At 69.4% G+C, this 16,766-nt stretch carries 16 protein-coding genes; 8 read left to right on the top strand and 8 right to left on the bottom strand.

Features of this window, described 5'->3' with window-relative positions; all coding sequences use genetic code 11:
• Positions 1 to 132: 132 nt before the first annotated feature.
• Positions 133 to 1,167 (bottom strand): NAD(P)-dependent alcohol dehydrogenase, encoded by a 1,035-nt coding sequence (locus OVA26_RS02460; protein WP_268102847.1) that lies wholly within the window; start codon positions 1,165 to 1,167, stop codon positions 133 to 135.
• A gap of 165 nt (positions 1,168 to 1,332) precedes the next feature.
• Between OVA26_RS02460 and OVA26_RS02455 the strand changes: the two genes are divergently transcribed.
• The 4 genes from OVA26_RS02455 to OVA26_RS02440 all read left to right on the top strand — a co-directional run bounded on the left by OVA26_RS02455 (position 1,333) and on the right by OVA26_RS02440 (position 5,575).
• The gene (locus OVA26_RS02455; protein ID WP_268102846.1) at positions 1,333 to 2,619 is read left to right on the top strand and encodes a GAF domain-containing protein; all 1,287 of its coding nucleotides are present in this window, start codon (positions 1,333 to 1,335) and stop codon (positions 2,617 to 2,619) included.
• A gap of 79 nt (positions 2,620 to 2,698) precedes the next feature.
• Entirely contained in the window at positions 2,699 to 3,223 is a 525-nt protein-coding gene (locus OVA26_RS02450; protein ID WP_268102845.1) for a hypothetical protein, read from the top strand.
• A 300-nt stretch (positions 3,224 to 3,523) separates the two neighbouring features.
• On the top strand, positions 3,524 to 5,074 hold the full coding sequence (gene exaC / locus OVA26_RS02445) for an acetaldehyde dehydrogenase ExaC (protein ID WP_268102844.1): 1,551 nt from the start codon (positions 3,524 to 3,526) through the stop codon (positions 5,072 to 5,074).
• A gap of 111 nt (positions 5,075 to 5,185) precedes the next feature.
• A complete protein-coding gene (locus OVA26_RS02440) occupies positions 5,186 to 5,575 on the top strand; it encodes a DUF779 domain-containing protein (protein ID WP_056225001.1) in 390 nt (129 codons plus the stop codon).
• Positions 5,576 to 5,578: 3 nt separating this feature from the next.
• On the opposite strand, the gene OVA26_RS02435 is transcribed toward OVA26_RS02440, so the two are convergent.
• The 5 genes from OVA26_RS02435 to OVA26_RS02415 form a co-directional block, all read right to left on the bottom strand.
• A complete protein-coding gene (locus tag OVA26_RS02435; RefSeq protein ID WP_268102843.1) occupies positions 5,579 to 6,184 on the bottom strand; it encodes a response regulator transcription factor in 606 nt (201 codons plus the stop codon).
• Positions 6,181 to 7,290, bottom strand: coding sequence for a sensor histidine kinase (locus tag OVA26_RS02430; RefSeq protein ID WP_268102842.1), 1,110 nt, complete (start codon positions 7,288 to 7,290; stop codon positions 6,181 to 6,183). Before OVA26_RS02430 ends, OVA26_RS02435 begins: the two co-directional genes overlap by 4 nt.
• Positions 7,291 to 7,309: 19 nt before the next feature.
• Complete coding sequence (locus tag OVA26_RS02425; RefSeq protein ID WP_268102841.1) at positions 7,310 to 8,107, bottom strand: ABC transporter permease; 798 nt, start codon at positions 8,105 to 8,107, stop codon at positions 7,310 to 7,312.
• Positions 8,104 to 9,039 (bottom strand): ABC transporter ATP-binding protein, encoded by a 936-nt coding sequence (locus OVA26_RS02420; protein WP_268102840.1) that lies wholly within the window; start codon positions 9,037 to 9,039, stop codon positions 8,104 to 8,106. Before OVA26_RS02420 ends, OVA26_RS02425 begins: the two co-directional genes overlap by 4 nt.
• A gap of 83 nt (positions 9,040 to 9,122) precedes the next feature.
• Positions 9,123 to 9,953 carry a class I SAM-dependent methyltransferase gene (locus tag OVA26_RS02415; protein ID WP_268102839.1) on the bottom strand — a complete coding sequence of 277 codons (831 nt, stop codon included), beginning with the start codon at positions 9,951 to 9,953 and terminating at the stop codon, positions 9,123 to 9,125.
• Between the two features lie 101 nt (positions 9,954 to 10,054).
• On the opposite strand from OVA26_RS02415, the gene OVA26_RS02410 reads away from it, so the two are divergent.
• Both OVA26_RS02410 and OVA26_RS02405 read left to right on the top strand, forming a co-directional pair.
• Complete coding sequence (locus tag OVA26_RS02410) at positions 10,055 to 10,996, top strand: ATP-grasp domain-containing protein (protein WP_268102838.1); 942 nt, start codon at positions 10,055 to 10,057, stop codon at positions 10,994 to 10,996.
• Complete coding sequence (locus OVA26_RS02405) at positions 10,989 to 12,302, top strand: O-acetylhomoserine aminocarboxypropyltransferase/cysteine synthase family protein (RefSeq protein ID WP_268102837.1); 1,314 nt, start codon at positions 10,989 to 10,991, stop codon at positions 12,300 to 12,302. Before OVA26_RS02410 ends, OVA26_RS02405 begins: the two co-directional genes overlap by 8 nt.
• A gap of 40 nt (positions 12,303 to 12,342) precedes the next feature.
• Here the strand turns inward: OVA26_RS02405 and OVA26_RS02400 are convergent, their stop codons facing one another.
• Entirely contained in the window at positions 12,343 to 13,404 is a 1,062-nt protein-coding gene (locus OVA26_RS02400; protein ID WP_268102836.1) for an LLM class flavin-dependent oxidoreductase, read from the bottom strand.
• Between the two features lie 123 nt (positions 13,405 to 13,527).
• Here OVA26_RS02400 and sfnG point away from each other — a divergent pair, with 123 nt between their 5' ends.
• Together sfnG and OVA26_RS02390 are read left to right on the top strand one after the other, a co-directional pair.
• Positions 13,528 to 14,661, top strand: a complete 1,134-nt coding sequence (gene sfnG / locus OVA26_RS02395; protein ID WP_268102835.1) for a dimethylsulfone monooxygenase SfnG — start codon at positions 13,528 to 13,530, stop codon at positions 14,659 to 14,661.
• Positions 14,662 to 14,790: 129 nt separating this feature from the next.
• On the top strand, positions 14,791 to 15,822 hold the full coding sequence (locus OVA26_RS02390; RefSeq protein ID WP_268102834.1) for a putative FMN-dependent luciferase-like monooxygenase: 1,032 nt from the start codon (positions 14,791 to 14,793) through the stop codon (positions 15,820 to 15,822).
• Between the two features lie 7 nt (positions 15,823 to 15,829).
• Here the strand turns inward: OVA26_RS02390 and OVA26_RS02385 are convergent, their stop codons facing one another.
• Entirely contained in the window at positions 15,830 to 16,735 is a 906-nt protein-coding gene (locus tag OVA26_RS02385; RefSeq protein ID WP_268102833.1) for a LysR family transcriptional regulator, read from the bottom strand.
• Positions 16,736 to 16,766: the final 31 nt, after the last annotated feature.

Below are 16,766 nucleotides of genomic sequence, written 5' to 3'. Positions count from 1 at the left end.
GCACGGGCGTGGTCCGGTGATGCTGGCATCGGGGCGTCGTTCGTGGACCCGGGGCGTGGTTCGCGGCCCCGGGGCCACGAACGCGCAGGGGGTGGCATCCTTGATCCGGATGCCACCCCCTCGAGGTTCGCGTCAGGGCACGACGACGGCGCGGCCGCGCACCTGCCCCTTGTGCAGCTTCGCGTACGCCTCGACGGCACCGTCGAAGCCGTAGCGCTCGACGTGGACGCCGACCGCGCCGCTGCGCGCGAGGTCGAGCACCTCGATGAGCTCGCTGCGGGTGCCCCAATAGGGAGCACGGACTGCGGCGCCCATCGGCGTGGAGAAGAACCCGGCCGGCATGATGCCTCCGCCGATGCCGACGATGTGGATGAAGCTGTCCATCCCGGCGACCGCGCGCGCGAGGTCGATCGTGGGCTGCACGCCGACGAAGTCGAAGACCGCGGTGGCGCCGAGTCCGTTCGTGAGCTCGCGGATGCGTTCGGCCGCGTGCTCGTCGGAGTTCACCGTGTGGTGCGCACCCACCTCGCGAGCCAGGTCCAGCTTGTCTTCGCCGAGGTCGACGGCGATGACGGTGGCCTGGGTGATCGCGCGGAGGATCTGCACACCGACGTGACCGAGACCGCCGACGCCGATGACGACGGCCGTCGCACCGGGGTACAGCTTCTCTTTCGCGGACACGATCGCGTGGTACGGGGTGAGTCCGGCATCCGTCAGCGAAACCGTCTCGACCGGGTCGAGGTCGCCCAGCGGGGCGAGGTGACGCGGATCGTCGACGATCACGTATTCGGCCATCGCTCCCGGGCTGCCGAGTCCCGGAGGGGTGATGCCCATCTCGGCCGCGTACGGGCAGTAGTTCTCGGCGCCCTGCGCGCACGCGTGGCAGCGCCCACAGCCCCACGGTCCGTAGATCGCGTACGCCGCACCGATCTCTACGCCCTCGACGCCCTCGCCGAGTTCGTCGACGATCCCCGCGCCCTCGTGGCCGAGGGTGAGCGGCAGGCCGTAGGTGTACTGGTCTTCGGGGAGGTCCATCACGAACCAGTCGGAGTGGCACAGCCCCGCCGCGGTCACCTTCAGACGCACCTGTCCCGGGCCCGCGTGGGGCTCCTCGATGTCGACGACCTCGGGTCCCTTGCCGATCTCGCGGTACTGCACAGCCTTCATGGCGTTCCTTTCTGTCGGTCCTTCCACCGTGCGCTCGCCAGCCGTGGACGGCAACGGGGGTTGACGGCGTTCGACGAGGGCCGCACCCCGGTCGAACGAACCCTCCCGCCGGCACCCGGCCCGACCTACACTGGACGCACCTCCGTCACCGCCGATGGGAGTCCCGTGCCCTCTCCATGGTCGCGACCGACTGTTTCCCCCGAGACCTCGGGGCTGTTGATCGCGCGTGCTCACGAGGAGCTCATCGCCGGCAACGACGACCGCCGACTCGACGACGTGCGACCGCTCGTGCAGGAGTCGTGGCGGAGGTCCTTGGCATCCCTCGTCGGCCCCGAAGGTCTTCCTCCGCTCGACCTGCCCAGCGGCGAGCTGGAGGCGTACCGCCGCGCTCACCCGCTCGCCGGGGTCATGGACATGGTGCGTTCTCTGCTCCTGCCCGGAACCGCGGAGGAATCGGGCGTGGTCGTGGCGGTCGGCGACGCCGCGGGCCGTCTGCTGTGGGTCGAAGGCGATCGTCACATCCGCGCCCTGACCGGCGACATGGGGTTCGTGGCGGGGGCGAATTGGGCGGAGGATGCCGTGGGCACGTCCGCTCCCGGAACTGCGCTGACACTCGACAGGTCGGTGCAGATCCGCGGTGCCGAACACTTCAATCGCCTTGTGCAGCCGTGGTCCTGCACCGCGGCGCCCGTGCACGATCCCGAGACGCGGCGTCTGCTCGGTGTGATCGATGTCACCGGAGGGCCCGAGGCCGTGACCCCTCAAGCCCAGTTGTTGGTGGATGCCACGGCCCGGGCGATCGAGAGCGAGATCCTCGTGGGGCGGCTGCGCGCTCAGCAGGCTCCTCCCCCGCGGCGGTCCGCGCCGGCCCGGGCTCTGCTGCGCATCCTCGGACGGGATCGCGCGCTGCTCGAGGTCGGGGGTGCGGCGGTCGAGTTGAGCGCCCGGCACGCGGAGATCCTTCTGCTGCTCGCCGTGCACCGGGAGGGGCTGTCGGCCGAGGCCCTGAGCGAGGCGGTGTACGGCCACGCCGCCGTCGAGACGCTGCGCCCCGAGATGGTGCGGCTTCGGCGCGCGCTCGTGCCGGTGGCGCCGCGTCTCGTTCCGGCATCCCGTCCTTATCGACTGCCCGTGGGCCTCGAGACCGACGCCCAGCACGTGCTGTCGCTGCTGGACAGGGGTGCGCATCGCGTGGCGCTCGCCGCGTACGCCGGACCGGTGCTGCCGGAGTCGGAGGCACCGGGAGTGGTCGAGGTACGCGAATCGGTGCGCTCGACCCTGCGAGAGGCCCTCATCGAAGAGGCGGGGGTCGACGTCCTGCTCGCCTACGCCGAGACAGCCGATGCGCGCGATGACGAAGAGGTGCTGCGGCTCTGCCTCGAGCTCGTTCCCGCCCGCTCCCCCAAGCGAGCGGGACTGGTTGCTCGACTGGAGCGTCTCGCTCGGGGGTGACACTCCGCGCTCGCCCGGCGCCACCAGGGGATTTCCCGAGAGCGTCCCCGATGTCGGAGGCCCTCGTTACGCTGAACATATGGACGAAAACGCGCTCGACATCTTCTCGGCAGCACGCGCCCGTCGCGACGTGGGGCGTATCCGCGAGGCCCTCGCCGAGGTCAAGGCGGGTGACGTCGCGCGCGTCATCGTCCGCTCCCCGCGCTACGGCCTGTACGCGCTCGAGGGCACCGTGCGCATCGGCGTGGGCGGGCAGCCGCTCTTGGGCGACGTCATCCTCGCCACGAGCGCCGAGATCCAGCGCATCGACCTCGGCATCGAGGCTCCCCAGCCCGCGCTCGAGGCCGACGTTGTCGATCCCTCGACCCTCCCCCACGGAACGCCCGTGCGCGTGACCTTCCTCACGCCGACGCACCAGACCTTCGCCCTCACCGGCCCGATCACGGCGGGCAACGACCGCTTCCTGCTCGTCGGCAGCTGGATCGTTGCCGACGACCGCGCGATCGCGCCGCGCGTGCAGAGCATCGAGCGCCTCGACGGCGTCGACCTGCACGAGGTCAACGTGCCCCCGCTGCGCTCGGTGCTCGCCGACGCCGACGCGTAGACAGCGTTCGCTCGAACGGATGCCGCGGCCCGAGGGTCGCGGCATCCGTCGTTCTGTCCGGCCGTCCTGCCCGCGTCGGCGTCGGGCTTCTGGCGCGGTCACCGCGCCCGCGTCGAAGCCGCATTCGTTCGTCGACGACGCACCCGTTTCGCGTCGAACTGGTGCGGTCTCGTCGAACGAATGCGTCCTGAGCGCACGACCGCTCGCCCGTGCAACCCGATGCAACCTCCTGCGGCGTACCGTCGGCGCATCGCCGCCCGAAGCCGACGCGGCGACTCATGACCGTCGAAGGAGACCCGCATGACCATCGTCGAAGAAGGCGTATCCAGCGTCTACGCCGCCCCCGGAACCCGCGGGGCCGTCGCCGAGTACCGCTCGCGGTACGGGCACTACATCGGCGGCGAATGGGTCGAGCCCCACAGCGGGGAGTACTTCGAGAACATCACCCCCGTCACCGGCAAGCCGTTCTGCGAGGTCGCCCGCGGTGACGCGCACGACATCGATCGCGCTGTCGAGGCCGGGTGGAAGGCGTTCGCGTCGTGGAAGAAGACCACTCCGGCCGAGCGCAGCGTCATCTTGAACAAGATCGCCGACCGCATCGAAGAGAATCTCGAGAAGATCGCCGTCGCCGAGACGTGGGAGAACGGCAAGCCGGTGCGCGAGACGCTCGCCGCCGACATTCCGCTCACGGTCGACCACTTCCGCTACTTCGCGGGCGTGCTGCGGGCGCAGGAGGGCTCGCTCAGCCAGCTCGACGAGAACACCGTGGCGTACCACTTCAACGAGCCGCTCGGTGTGGTGGGTCAGATCATCCCGTGGAACTTCCCGATCCTCATGGCCGCGTGGAAGCTCGCTCCGGCCCTCGCCGCGGGCAACTGCGTCGTGATCAAGCCGGCCGAGCAGACGCCGGCGTCGCTGCTCTTCCTGTTCGACATCATCGGTGACCTGCTCCCCGCGGGCGTGGTGAACATCGTCAACGGCTTCGGCATCGAGGCGGGTGCACCGCTCGCGCAGCACAAGCGGATCCGCAAGATCGCCTTCACGGGCGAGACCACGACCGGTCGCCTCATCATGCAGTACGCGTCGCAGAACCTCATCCCGGTGACGCTCGAACTCGGTGGCAAGAGCCCCAACGTCTTCTTCGAGGACGTCGCCCTGCACCACGACGACGCGTACTACGACAAGGCGCTCGAGGGCTTCACGATGTTCGCGCTGAACCAGGGCGAGGTCTGCACGTGCCCCTCGCGGTCGCTGATCCAGCGGTCGATCTACGACCAGTTCCTCGGCGACGGGCTCGAGCGCGTGAAGAAGGTGCGCCAGGGCAACCCGCTCGACCCCGAGACGATGATCGGCGCGCAGGCCTCGAACGACCAGCTGGAGAAGATCCTGTCGTACATCGACATTGGTAAGCAGGGCGGAGCGAAGCTGCTCACGGGCGGTGAGCGCGTCGACCTCGGCGGCGACCTGTCGGGCGGCTACTACGTCGCCCCGACGGTGTTCGAGGGCACGAACGACATGCGCATCTTCCAGGAGGAGATCTTCGGCCCCGTGCTGTCGGTCACGTCGTTCGACGACTTCGACGACGCCATCTCGATCGCCAACGACACGCTCTATGGCCTGGGTGCCGGCGTGTGGAGCCGCAGCGGCGACACCGCCTACCGCGCTGGCCGCGCGATCGAGGCGGGCCGCGTCTGGACGAACACGTACCACCAGTACCCCGCGCACGCGGCGTTCGGTGGGTACAAGCAGTCGGGCATCGGTCGCGAGAACCACCTCAAGATGCTCGATCACTACCAGCAGACGAAGAACCTGCTCGTGTCGTACGCCGACGGGGCGATGGGCTTCTTCTGAGTCGCAGCGGCGCCGGGGCTTTCCCGGCGCCGCCTCGCCATGTCACACAAATGGTCGTCTGAGCACCGCTCAGGCGACCGATAGTGGGACATCGTTCGAAAGGAACGGGACATGGCCGAGTTCTCTCGCGTCGATGTGACGGATGCCGCGGCCGCGCTGCTGCGCGAGCTGACGGCCACGCACGGGCCGCTGATGTTCCACCAGTCCGGCGGGTGCTGCGATGGCAGCTCCCCCATGTGTTACCCCGTGGGCATGTTCATCACGGGGCCTAGCGACGTGCACCTCGGCGACATCGATGCGGGTCTCGACGACCCGATCGAGGTCTACATGTCGGAGTCGCAGTTCGAGTACTGGAAGTTCACGCACCTGACGATCGACGTCGTCCCCGGTCGTGGCGCGGGCTTCTCGGTCGAGGGACCGACGGGCATGCGCTTCCTCATCCGCTCCCGGATGCTGACCGAGGAGGAGGCGGAGGCGTTCGGGGTGGGCGCCGACCGCTGACCGCTAGAGCCACCCGCGCTCGACGGCCACCCGCACGGCATCCGCCCGATTCCGTCCGCCGGTCTTGCCGATCGCGCTCGACAGGTGGTTCTTCACGGTGCCCTCCGAGAGGTGGACGGTTCGCGCGATGTCGGCGATCGAGCCGCCGTCGCGGGCAGCGGCGAGCACGTCGGTCTCCCGCTCGGTCAGGGGCGAGTCGCCCTGCGCCAACGACTCGGCTGCGAGAGCGGGGTCGACCACGCGCAGTCCCTGGGAGACCCGCCGCACCGCGTCGGCCAGCTCGGCCGCGGGCGTGTCCTTCACCACGAAGCCCGAGGCGCCGGCCTGCATCGCCCGCGCCAGGTAACCGGGGCGTCCGAAGGTCGTGACGATGAGGGCACGGCATCCGGGAACCTCCGCACGCACCCGCGCGGCGGCGGCGATCCCGTCGATCCCGGGCATCTCGATGTCGAGCAGGGCGACCGTGGCCCCCGACGTGCGCGCCGCTTCGACCACCTCGTCTCCGCGTCCGACCTGCGCGACGACCTCGATGTCGGCCTCGAGTCCGAGCAGGGCGGCGAGGGCGCCGCGCACGAGGGCCTGATCGTCGGCGATGAGCAGTCGGATCACCACGCCACCTTCACTTTGAATCCGCCGAGGTCGCTGCGACCGATGGTCAACCGTGCTCCCGAGGTCTCGACGCGTTCACGGAGTCCCGTGAGTCCTGAGCCGGTGGATGCCGCGGCGGCCGGGCCGCATCCGTCGTCGGCGACCTCGATCGAGCGGTTGTCGAGTCGCACGCGGCAGGCGCTCGCGCCCGAGTGGCGCACCACGTTGGTCACGGCTTCGCGAATAACCCATCCGGCGAGCTCGCGCCGATCGGCGGGCACCTGGTCGGTGGAGCCGGGGAGGTCGGCCGAGACGCCGGCGCTCTCGAGCGCGGCGCGGGCTGCGGCCAGCTCGCCGCTGATGCTCACGCCGCGATACCCGTGCACGGTCGCGCGCACGTCGGCCAGGGCTCCGCGGGAGAGGCCTTCGATCTGGGCGATTTCGTCGCGGGCGGCCGGGGAGCCGGCATCCATCAGTCGTCCCGCCAATTCGGCCTTGACGGTGATCACCGTGAGCGAGTGTCCGAGGATGTCGTGCACGTCGCGGGCGACGCGACCGCGCTCGCGTTCGGCGGCGAGATCGGCGATCTGCTCTTGAGCGGCGCGCAGGCGCTCGAGTGTCGAGATGTTCTCGACGAAGCTGAACATCATGATCGAGATCGAGAGGATGATCGCCGAGTTCACGACATTCGAGAACGCGTCGGCCCCCATGGCGTCGCCGACCACGAACGACAGGGCGCTCAGGGCCGGGACGAAGAGCCACGTGGTTCTGCGGCCCATCTCCGAGACGGCGAACGCGACGCCGACGAAGGTCCACATCCAACGGATGTCGGTGCCGAGCCAGGGCAGCAAGGTGAGGCTCAGTGCGAAGAGCACGACCGTCGGCAGCAGTCGACGCAGCCGCGACGAGGTGACGCGGGCGTAAGGAACCGTCGCCATGAACACGGCGGCGAACACGACGATGATCCCGGTGCCGACGACGTTGCCCGTCACGCTCGGGCCCTGCCACAGCTCGTCGAGCACGGGGAAGGTCCAGATCAGCGAGATCGACGCCCCGATGAACCAGCCGCGGCGGAACGGACGGCGGCCCGGAACGCGGGTGCGCTCCGGGCCGGTCGTCGTGCTCACGTCGTTCACCCTAGGCGTGTCAGCCGCGACGCGTGTCGCGACGGAAGAAGGACACGGTGCCGGCCACGAACACCGCGAGCCAGACCACCGCGTTGACGAGGGCGCCGAGGTCGAATCCGTCGCCGGTGAGGGGCGAGCGGGCGAGCTCACCGATGCCATAGACCGGCGTCAGCTTGCCGATCACCTGCAGGAAGTCGGGCATCGACGACAGGGGGAAGAACAGCCCGCCGAGGAACGACAGCAGCACCACCGCGAGGCTCGTGATCTGCGCCGCGTTCTCGCCCGGCACCATGTACCCGACCATCAGGCCGAGGGTGGTGAAGACGGCTCCGGCGAGCACCCACGCCGCGAGGCCCGTGACGATCCACTGCACCGGGGCGAGCTGCACGCCCGCGCCGGCGGCCACCGCGTAGGTCGCGATGACCGCGATCAGGCCGAACATCATGCCCGCGAGCATCTTGACGACGACGTTCGAGATGGGGTTGAGAGGGGTGAGCCGCAGCTGCCGCGACCAGCCCTGTGCGCGCTCGACCGCGACCGACGCCCCGGTCTGGGTCGCCGACATCATGGTTCCGTACATCGCCATCGAGACCATGATGTACGCGGCCACCGACACTCCCCCGGATGCCAACGGCGTATCGGTCAGCGGGACGTCGAGGGTCTGGAACCCGACGATGAAGAACATCAGCACGGGGAACGCGACGGTGAAGAAGATGCTGCGCGGATTGCGCAGCTTGCGCACCAGTTCGATGCGCAGATAGGTCAGCGTGAAGCCGCCCATGGCGGGAAGCGGGCGGTCGAGGGCGATGGCGGTCATCGAAGTGCTCCTGTCGAGACGAGGTCGGATGCCGAGGGCTCGGCGGTGAGCGTCAGGAACACGCTCTCGAGGTTCTGGGCGGTGATCTCGAGATCCCGCGCCGAGGTGGAGGTGAGCAGGTGACGCGCGAGAGCGTCGGAATCCCGCGTGTGCACGGTGATGCGCTCGCCGGCGGCCTCCACCGAGTCGACGCCTGGAACAGCTGCGAGGGCCGTGAGATCGGCATCCGGAAGCGTCACCTGAACGACCCGCCCCGACACGAGGTTCTTGATCTCGGTGGTGCTGCCGTCGGCCACGATCTGCCCGCCGCGCATCAGCACGATGCGGTCGGCGTACTCGTCGGCTTCGTCGAGGTAGTGCGTCGCGAACATCACGGTGCGTCCGCGCGCGGCATCCGCTCGAATGGCGCTCCAGAACGAGCGGCGCGCCTCGACGTCCATGCCGGTGGTGGGCTCGTCGAGGATCAGCAGCGCCGGGTCGCTCACGAGCGCCATCGCGAAACGCAGTCGCTGCTGCTCGCCGCCCGAGCACAGGCCCACCTTGCGGCGGGCGAGGTTCAGGATGCCAGCACGCTCGAGCGCCTCGTCGACGGGACGCTTCTCGGCGAACAAGCTCGCCGTCAGCTCCACCGTTTCGCGCACGGTCAGGTCTTTCAGCAGGCCCCCCGACTGGAGGACGGCCGAGACGAGGCCGCGGGCGACGGCTCCGCGCGCGCTGTGGCCGAACACCTCGATGCTGCCGGCGTCGGGGTTCGTGAGGCCCAGGATCATGTCGATCGTGGTGGTCTTGCCCGCGCCGTTCGGGCCGAGGAAGGCCACGATCTCGCCCGGTCGGACGGTGAGGTCGACGCCGCGGACGGCGTGGACGGAGCCGAAGCTCTTGACGACGCCCCGCGCGTCAATTGCGGCGGGGGTGGGGGTGGAGGAGGTCATGTGTTCATGCTGGCCTCGGTGCGCTCGCCGCACATCGGACGGCTGTCACCATTCAGAGGTGACGTTCGTCATGGGTGAATCCGTTACGCCACCTTCGTCGCCCTGATCGTGTAGCTGAGCGGCACGACAGACGGCTGCTCGGCCAGCGCGTATTCGCCGTTGTCGCGAAGCGTCATGCGGCCGGGCAGCGCTTCCCATGGCACGCTGTCGTGCTCGACCAGCGTGTCGAGGCGCAGCCCGCGCTCGAGCAGGGCCGTGACGATCTCGCCGAGACCGTGGTTCCATTCGTACGTCCGCGTCGATTTCAGGGGCGCGGCCACCTCGACGTACGTGCCGTCGTCGTCCCACTCCAACGGGGTGGTCTGCTCGAAGTACGGAAATGCCAGGGACAAGCCCGGCAGGTCCTCATTCATGGCCCACAGGACGGGATGCCCCTCGCGGATGTGCAGCGTCCCTCCCGGTGCGAGCAGCCCGGCCACGACGCCGGCCCACTCCGAGATCGATGGCAGCCAGCACAGGGCGCCGATGCCGGTGTAGACGAGGTCGAAGGCTCCGCGGGGCAGGGTGTTGGCGGCATCCCGAACATCCGCCTGGACGAACTCGATGTCGACGCCCGCGTCGGCAGCGAGTCGGCGGGCCTCGGCGACGGCGTTCTCGGAGAAGTCCAGACCGGTCACCTTCGCGCCGAGACGGGCCAGAGACAGGGTGTCTGTGCCGATGTGGCACTGCAGGTGCGCAGTGCGCTTGCCCGCGATGTCGCCCAGCAGCGGCCGGTCGAAACGCACCACGTCCGAGAGCGCGTCGGCGTCGTCGATGTAGCGCGCGATTCCGTATCCCGATCCGTCCCGGGCGGCGTGCAGCGTCGCGCGCTCGTTCCAGTTGGCGCGGTTGGCGTCGATGTAGTCGGAGGTCATGGCATTCCTTTCCGGGAATCGAGCCTAGGGATGCCATGACCCGGTGTCGCCACGTGACGCGGGGCGGGCGCGATGTCGGAGGTGCGGGTTAGCCTGGCGGCATGTCGGGCAAGGTCTATGTCATCCACGAGAACCCCCAGTGGATTCCGCCGTTCGCGGCGGCGTTCGAGGCGGAGGGCGTGCCGTTCGAGGAGTGGCTGCTCACCGACGGATCGATCGACCTCGCGGTCGAGCCTCCCGAGGGAGTGTTCTGGTCGCGGTTGAGCGCATCGGCGCACACGCGCGATCACGCGCACAGCAAGGAGTTCGGTCGAGCCGTGCTGCGATGGCTGGCGTCGTGGGGGCGAACGGTCATCAACGGTGCCGACGTCCTCGAGCTCGAGGTCAGCAAGGTGGCGCAGCACGCCGCGCTGCGTCACGCGGGGATCGACGTTCCGCGCACGGTGGCCGTCTTCGGCACCGACGATCTCGTCGGCAAGGCGCGGGAGTTCGGGGCGCCCTTCATCAGCAAGCACAACCAGGGCGGAAAGGGCCTCGGCGTGCGCCGCTGGGACTCCGTCGACGAATTCTCGTCGTGGGTGGCGAGCGCGGACTTCGAGCCCTCCCCCGACGGCATCACCCTCCTGCAGGAACTGCTGATCGCGCAGGCGCCGTTCATCACGCGCGCCGAGTTCGTCGCCGGCGATTTCGTCTACGCGGTGCGCGTCGACACGAGCGCGGGCAGCTTCGAGCTCTGCCCGGCCGAGGCCTGCGCGATCCCGGGCGCCGACGGGGTCGAGCCCGAGCCGCTGTTCCGTCGTCGCGACGACGTCGATCCGGCACTCATCGACCGCTACCTGGCCTTCCTCGCGGCAGAGGGCGTGGGCATCGCGGGCATCGAGTTCATCGAGACGCGTGACGGCCGGACCGTCACCTACGACGTGAACACCAACACGAATTACAACCCCGACGTCGAGGCGACCGCGCCGCGCTCCGGGCCGCGCGAGATCGCTCGCTGGCTCGGCTCGCTGCTGCCGAAAGAGGCGGTCGGTCTCCGTGGCTGAGGCTTCTCCCCCGCACTCTGATTGGCGGGGCTTCGGCTTCGCCACGCGCCAGGTTCACGCGGGCGAGGTCGAAGACCTGACGCACGGCTCGCGCATCACACCGGTGCACCTGTCGGCCGCCTACCGGTTCGACTCTTTCCAAGAGGCGACCGACCGGTTCGCGGGAGCCGATCTCGGCCACCTCTATTCACGCAACGCCAACCCCACCAACCAGGTGGCCGAAGCGCGGCTGGCGTCGCTCGAAGGCGGTTCGGGCGCGATCGTCGTCGGCTCGGGCCAGGCGGCGATCACCATCGCCCTGCTCGGTCTCGCCGGCAGCGGCGAGCACATCGTCTCGACCGCGAGCATCTACAGCGGAACGCGCGTGCTCTTCGACCGCACCTTCGCGCGCATGGGCGTGACCGTCGAGTACGTCTGGGATCCCGCGGACGACGCCGAGTGGGACGCCCTAATCCGCCCCGAGACGAAGGCGATCTTCACCGAGACGCTCCCGAACCCCAAGAACGACGTCGTCGACATCGACGCCGTCGCGCGCGTCGCGCATCGGCACGGCATCCCTCTGGTCGTCGACAACACCATCGCGACGCCGTTCCTCATCCGCCCGATCGAGCACGGAGCCGACATCGTCGTGCACTCGGCTACGAAGTTCCTCTCGGGACACGGTGCGAACCTCGCGGGTGCCGTGGTCGACGGCGGGACGTTCGACTGGGCGGCATCCGACCGGACCTATCCCTCCCTCACCGACACCGCGATCGCCGGGCATGTCTCGTTCGTCGAGGCGTTCGGACCGCGCGCATTCGAGCTGTCGCTGCGGTTCGGCATCGCGAACGACACCGGGCCGGCGCTCTCGCCGCTCAACGGCTTCTTGCTGCAGCAGGGCATGGAGACCCTGTCGGTGCGCATGCGCCAGCACCTCGCGAGCGCCCGCACGGTCGCTGAGTGGCTGGAGGGGCACGCCGCCGTCGAGAGCGTCGACTACGCGGGTCTGCCCTCGCACCCGCAGCACGCGCTCGCGGTGCGCGATTACGGCGGTCTCTCGGGCTCGGTGTTCTCGTTCACGGTGCGCGGGGGCCGTCCCGCAGCCGAGCGGTTCTTCGACGCCCTGCGCTTGTTCAGCCGCATGACCAACATCGGCGACACCCGATCGATGGCCCTGCACCCCGCGACCACGACGCACCTCGGCTTCACGCAAGAGACGCGCGATCGCCTCGGCATCGGCGATGGCCTCATCCGGTTGTCGATCGGCCTCGAAGACGCCGAAGACCTCATCGCCGATCTGGATCAGGCGCTCCGCGCGGCGCCCTAGCATCCGCGCGCGGGGTGAGTCCCCGTGATGCGGCGCGCGATCAGGCGTCGCGCCGCGCCTCCAGGCGCCGGACGCGCGGGATCACCTCGGCGGCGAAGCGCTGCAGCTCGGGCAGGTGCGGCGAGAACTGCAGCATCAGGGTCGAGACGCCGACGTTTGCGAAGGCGACGATACGTTCCGTCACCTGATCAGGGGTTCCGACGAGATTGGGCCGCAGGCCGCGGTTCGAGACCGAGTACTCCTTGAGGTCGACCTGGGTGTCGAGCTTCGACTTGCTGACGAAGTCCTGGTACGAGCCGTAGGCCGCTCCCCCGCGCACATCGGTGATGCGGTCGATCTCGGCCTGCGCCTCGTCTTCGGTGTCGCGCACGACGGCGTACGCCGCCATTCCGAACGCCTCGAACGGCGTGGCCCCGGCCTCGGCCCGGCGCCGGCGCATGTTGGCGACCTTCGTCTCGAGCTCCTCGAGGGTGCCGCCGTGCGTCAGATATGCGTCGGCGAAGCGCGTGATCGCGTTGCGTCCCGCCTCGCTCTCGCCGCCCGCGTACAGGCGCGGCCGCACCTGCGGCTTCGGCTCGAGGTACGTCCCCTCGGTGCGGTAGTACTCCCCCTCGTACGCGAACGGCGTCTCGGACCACAGGCCGCGCAGCACCTCGACCCACTCGATCGTGCGGGCGTAGCGGTCGTCGTGGGCGCTGAAGAGGCCGTCGTACTGCTTGGCCTCTTCGGCCCACCACGCCGACACGACGTTGAGGGTGAAGCGCCCCCCGCTGATCTCGTCGATGGTCGCCGCCTGCTTGGCGGTGTGGAAGGGGTTGTGGAAGCCCGGGCGCACGGCCGCGAGCAGCTCGAGGTTCGAGGTCACGGCGGCGAGTCCCGCGGTCACCGCCCAGGCGTCGAGCGACGGCGCCTCGACGCCCTTGATGTCGTTGAGGTTCAGCTCGGGGATGAGCGTCAGATCGAATCCGCCCTCTTCGGCGGCCCGGGCGATCTCGGCGATGTGGGCGAACGACACGGGCGTCTGCTCGTCGTCGACGTTGCGCAGCCACCCGCCGAAGATGGGGGTCCAGTAGCCGAAACGCACGCGCTGGGGGGAGGTCATGGCTCCATCCTCACCCGGTGGGCGTCGCCCGGCGTCACGGAGCGAAACGGTCCGTCACATGTCGTTGACCGATGACCAAAGCGGTGCGAAGTTTGCCGGGTTCCGATCCGCGAGGAGAACCCCATGACCGACTTTCCGCCCACCCACGAGCCGCTGAAATTCGCCTACTGGGTGCCCAACGTCAGCGGCGGGCTCGTCATCAGCTCGATCGAACAGCGCACCGACTGGGACTACGACTACAACGTGGAGCTGGCTCGCACGGCCGAGCGGGTCGGGTTCGAGTACGCCCTGAGCCAGGTGCGGTACGCCTCCAGCTATGGCGCCGCGCAGCAGCACGAGTCCACCTCGATCAGCCTGGCCCTGCTGCTGGCCACCGAGAAGCTCAAGGTCATCGCCGCCATCCACCCCGGCATCTGGCATCCGGCCGTCCTGGCGAAGTTCATCAACACGGCGGATCAGTTCTCGCACGGGCGTGCGGCGGTCAACGTCGTCAGCGGGTGGTTCAAGGACGAGTACACGGACTTGGGCCTGGAGTGGCTCGAGCACGACGAGCGCTACGAGCGCGCGGCCGAGTTCATCCAGGTGCTGCGCGGTCTGTGGACGCAGGAGAAGTTCTCGTTCCACGGCAAGTACTACGACATCACCGACTTCACGCTGCGCCCGTTCCCGTTCGAGGTGCCGGGGCGGGCGCACCCCGACATCTTCCAGGGCGGCAACTCCACGGCAGCGCGCTTCAACGGCGGGGCTTTCTCGGACTGGTACTTCTCCAACGGCAAGGACTTCGACGGCTTCACCGAGCAGTACGACGACGTCACCCGCGTGGCGGCGGAGCACGGTCGACGCACCCGCTTCGGGCTGAACGGCTTCGTCATCCAGCGCGACAGTCGCGCCGAGGCCGAGGCGCAGTTGCGCGAGATCATCGCCCACGCCGACTCGGGCGCCGTCGAGGGCTTCCGCAAGAGCGTGCAGGAGGCGGGCAATTCCACGGCCGACAAGAAGGGCATGTGGGCGGATTCTTCGCTCGAGGACCTCGTGCAGTACAACGACGGGTTCCGCACCCAGCTGTTCGGAGATGCGCAGCAGATCGCCGAGCGCATCATCGAGTACAAGAAGCGCGGGGTCGACCTCTTCTTGCTCGGCTTCCTGCACTTCCAGGAGGAGCTGGAGCTCTTCGGCGAGACGGTGATCCCGATCGTCCGCGAACTCGAGGCGGATCTCGCGCGAAGGGGCGATCCGATCAGGGTAGCCGCGCGCTGAGTTCGTGCTGAACGGCTCCCAAGATCGGTCCCGGCGCGCGTATCCAGGCCTAGCCTGGAGTATCGGGGTATTCCACTCCGTGCATACGTCGAGAAGGGGCCGCGCGGCGGCCCGGGAGGGACAGGTCGCATGAGCGGCGCACGCCTCGGATTCTTCACGCGGATCTTGGATGCCGGCACCGACGGCGACCGCTATCGGAAGGCGCTCGAGCAGGTCCGTTCCGCCGATCAGCTCGGATTCGCCTCGCTATGGGTGGCTCAGCATCACTTCGACCGCGACGAGGGCGGCTTGCCGTCGCCATTCCCGTTCCTCGCGGCGGCGGCCGTGCAGACCGAGCGCATCGCGCTGGGAACCGGGGTCGTGACCCTCCCCATCGACGACCCCGTGCGCGTAGCCGAAGACGCCGCGTTCGTCGACGCCCTCAGCAGCGGGCGCGTGCAGCTGGGCATCGGGACGGGCGGTACACCCTCATCGTTCGCGGCGTTCGAGCGGTCGTCCGACGACCGCCGGACCATTCAGGCGGCGCACGTCGAGGTGCTGTGCGACGCCTTCGCCGGGCGCGGCATCCGGAACACCGATCTGCGACTCAACCCCCCGGCGCCGAACCTGGGCGGCCGACTCTGGCAGGCGACGTTCTCCGTCGAGGGCGGCCGCCGTGCGGGTGCCGCCGGTGATGGACTGCTGCTCTCTCGCACGCAGCCGCGCGATGACGGTCACGACCTGCATGAGGTGCAGGTGCCGATCGTCGAGGCGTACCTCGCGGCACTCCCCCGCGGCGTCGCTCCGCGTGTCCTGGCGTCACGCACCGCCGTGGTCGTCGACGCCGATCGTCGCGAGGAGGTGTGGGCGGGGGCGGATGCCGGCATCCGGCGCCTCGCGCGTACATTCCTCCAGCGGAATGCCGACGGTGACCTGCGCGATCTGGCTGCGCTCACCAACACCCACCTGGGCACGGTCGACGAAGTCGTCGCGTCACTCCAGAAAGATCGCACCCTGCAGCTCGCGACCGATGTGGCGTTCCAGGTGCACTCCGTCGATCCGGTCCACGAGGTGACACTCCGGTCGATCGAGCTCCTGGCAACCGAGGTCGCGCCTCAGCTCGGCCTGCGGACGGGCGCCGAGGCTGCGGACGAGCTCCGCGCGCTGGGCACTGCGACCTGAGGGCGCCTCATCCCACGCCGTCGAGCATCGCCTTCGACCGCGCCGTCTGCTCGCGCAGCGCGTCGGCCAGGGCAACCACGGCGGGGATGCGCATCGAGTCGGCGCGCACGATCATCCAGTACGGCAGCCGCTCGGTCATCGTCTCGGGCAGCAGGCGCTCCAGGTCGGCGTGACGGTCGGCGACGAAGCACGGCAGCATGCCGATGCCGGCCCCGGCGCGCGTCGCCTCGACCTGCACGAGCACGTTCGTCGAGGTGACCCCGTCGCGCATGCGGGGCACCACGCGGCGGGGCAGATCGAGGGCCTCGACCTGCAACATCGCGTCAACGAAGTAGACGAGGCCGTGCGTCTGCAGCTCGTCGAGATCGCGTGGGCGCCCGTGGCGTTCGAGGTACGAGCGCGAGGCGTACATGCCGAGAGCGTACGAGCCGAGCTCGACGGTCGTCCCGCGCGAGGTCTGGGGCTGACCAACGACCACCTCGAGATCGAGGCCGGGGCGGTGCAGGGCGGCTCGGCGTTGGGCGGCGACGACCTCGACGACGAGATCCGGATGCCGTTCACGCAGGCTCGCGATAGCGGGAGCGGCGATGTAGGCGCTGAACCCGTCGGTGGCCGACATGCGGACGACCCCCGACACCGGGTCGGGCTCCACTCCCCCGGCGGTGAGCTGCGACATCGCCGCCTCGATGCGCCCGGCGGTCTCGGCGGCGTGCGCACCCAGCGTCGTGAGCTCCCACCCGCGGCCCGATTGCGCGACGAGCCTGCCGCCCAGGGCTTCTTCCAAGGCGGCGATCCGCCGCGCGACGGTGGTGTGATCGACACCGCGCAGTTGGGCGGCCGCGGTGTACCGACCCGTGCGGGCCACGGCCAACAGCATCAGCAAGTCATCTGCGCGCACGTTTCCGGCATCCATGTGTGCAATTCTGCACAGTGGGGGAGTGGGA

It is taken from the genome of Microbacterium sp. SL62, from assembly GCF_026672635.1.
Classification (GTDB): domain Bacteria; phylum Actinomycetota; class Actinomycetes; order Actinomycetales; family Microbacteriaceae; genus Microbacterium; species Microbacterium testaceum_A.
The sequence above is the reverse complement of the archived record's forward strand: the minus strand, read 5'-3'. Positions and strand labels throughout refer to the sequence as shown.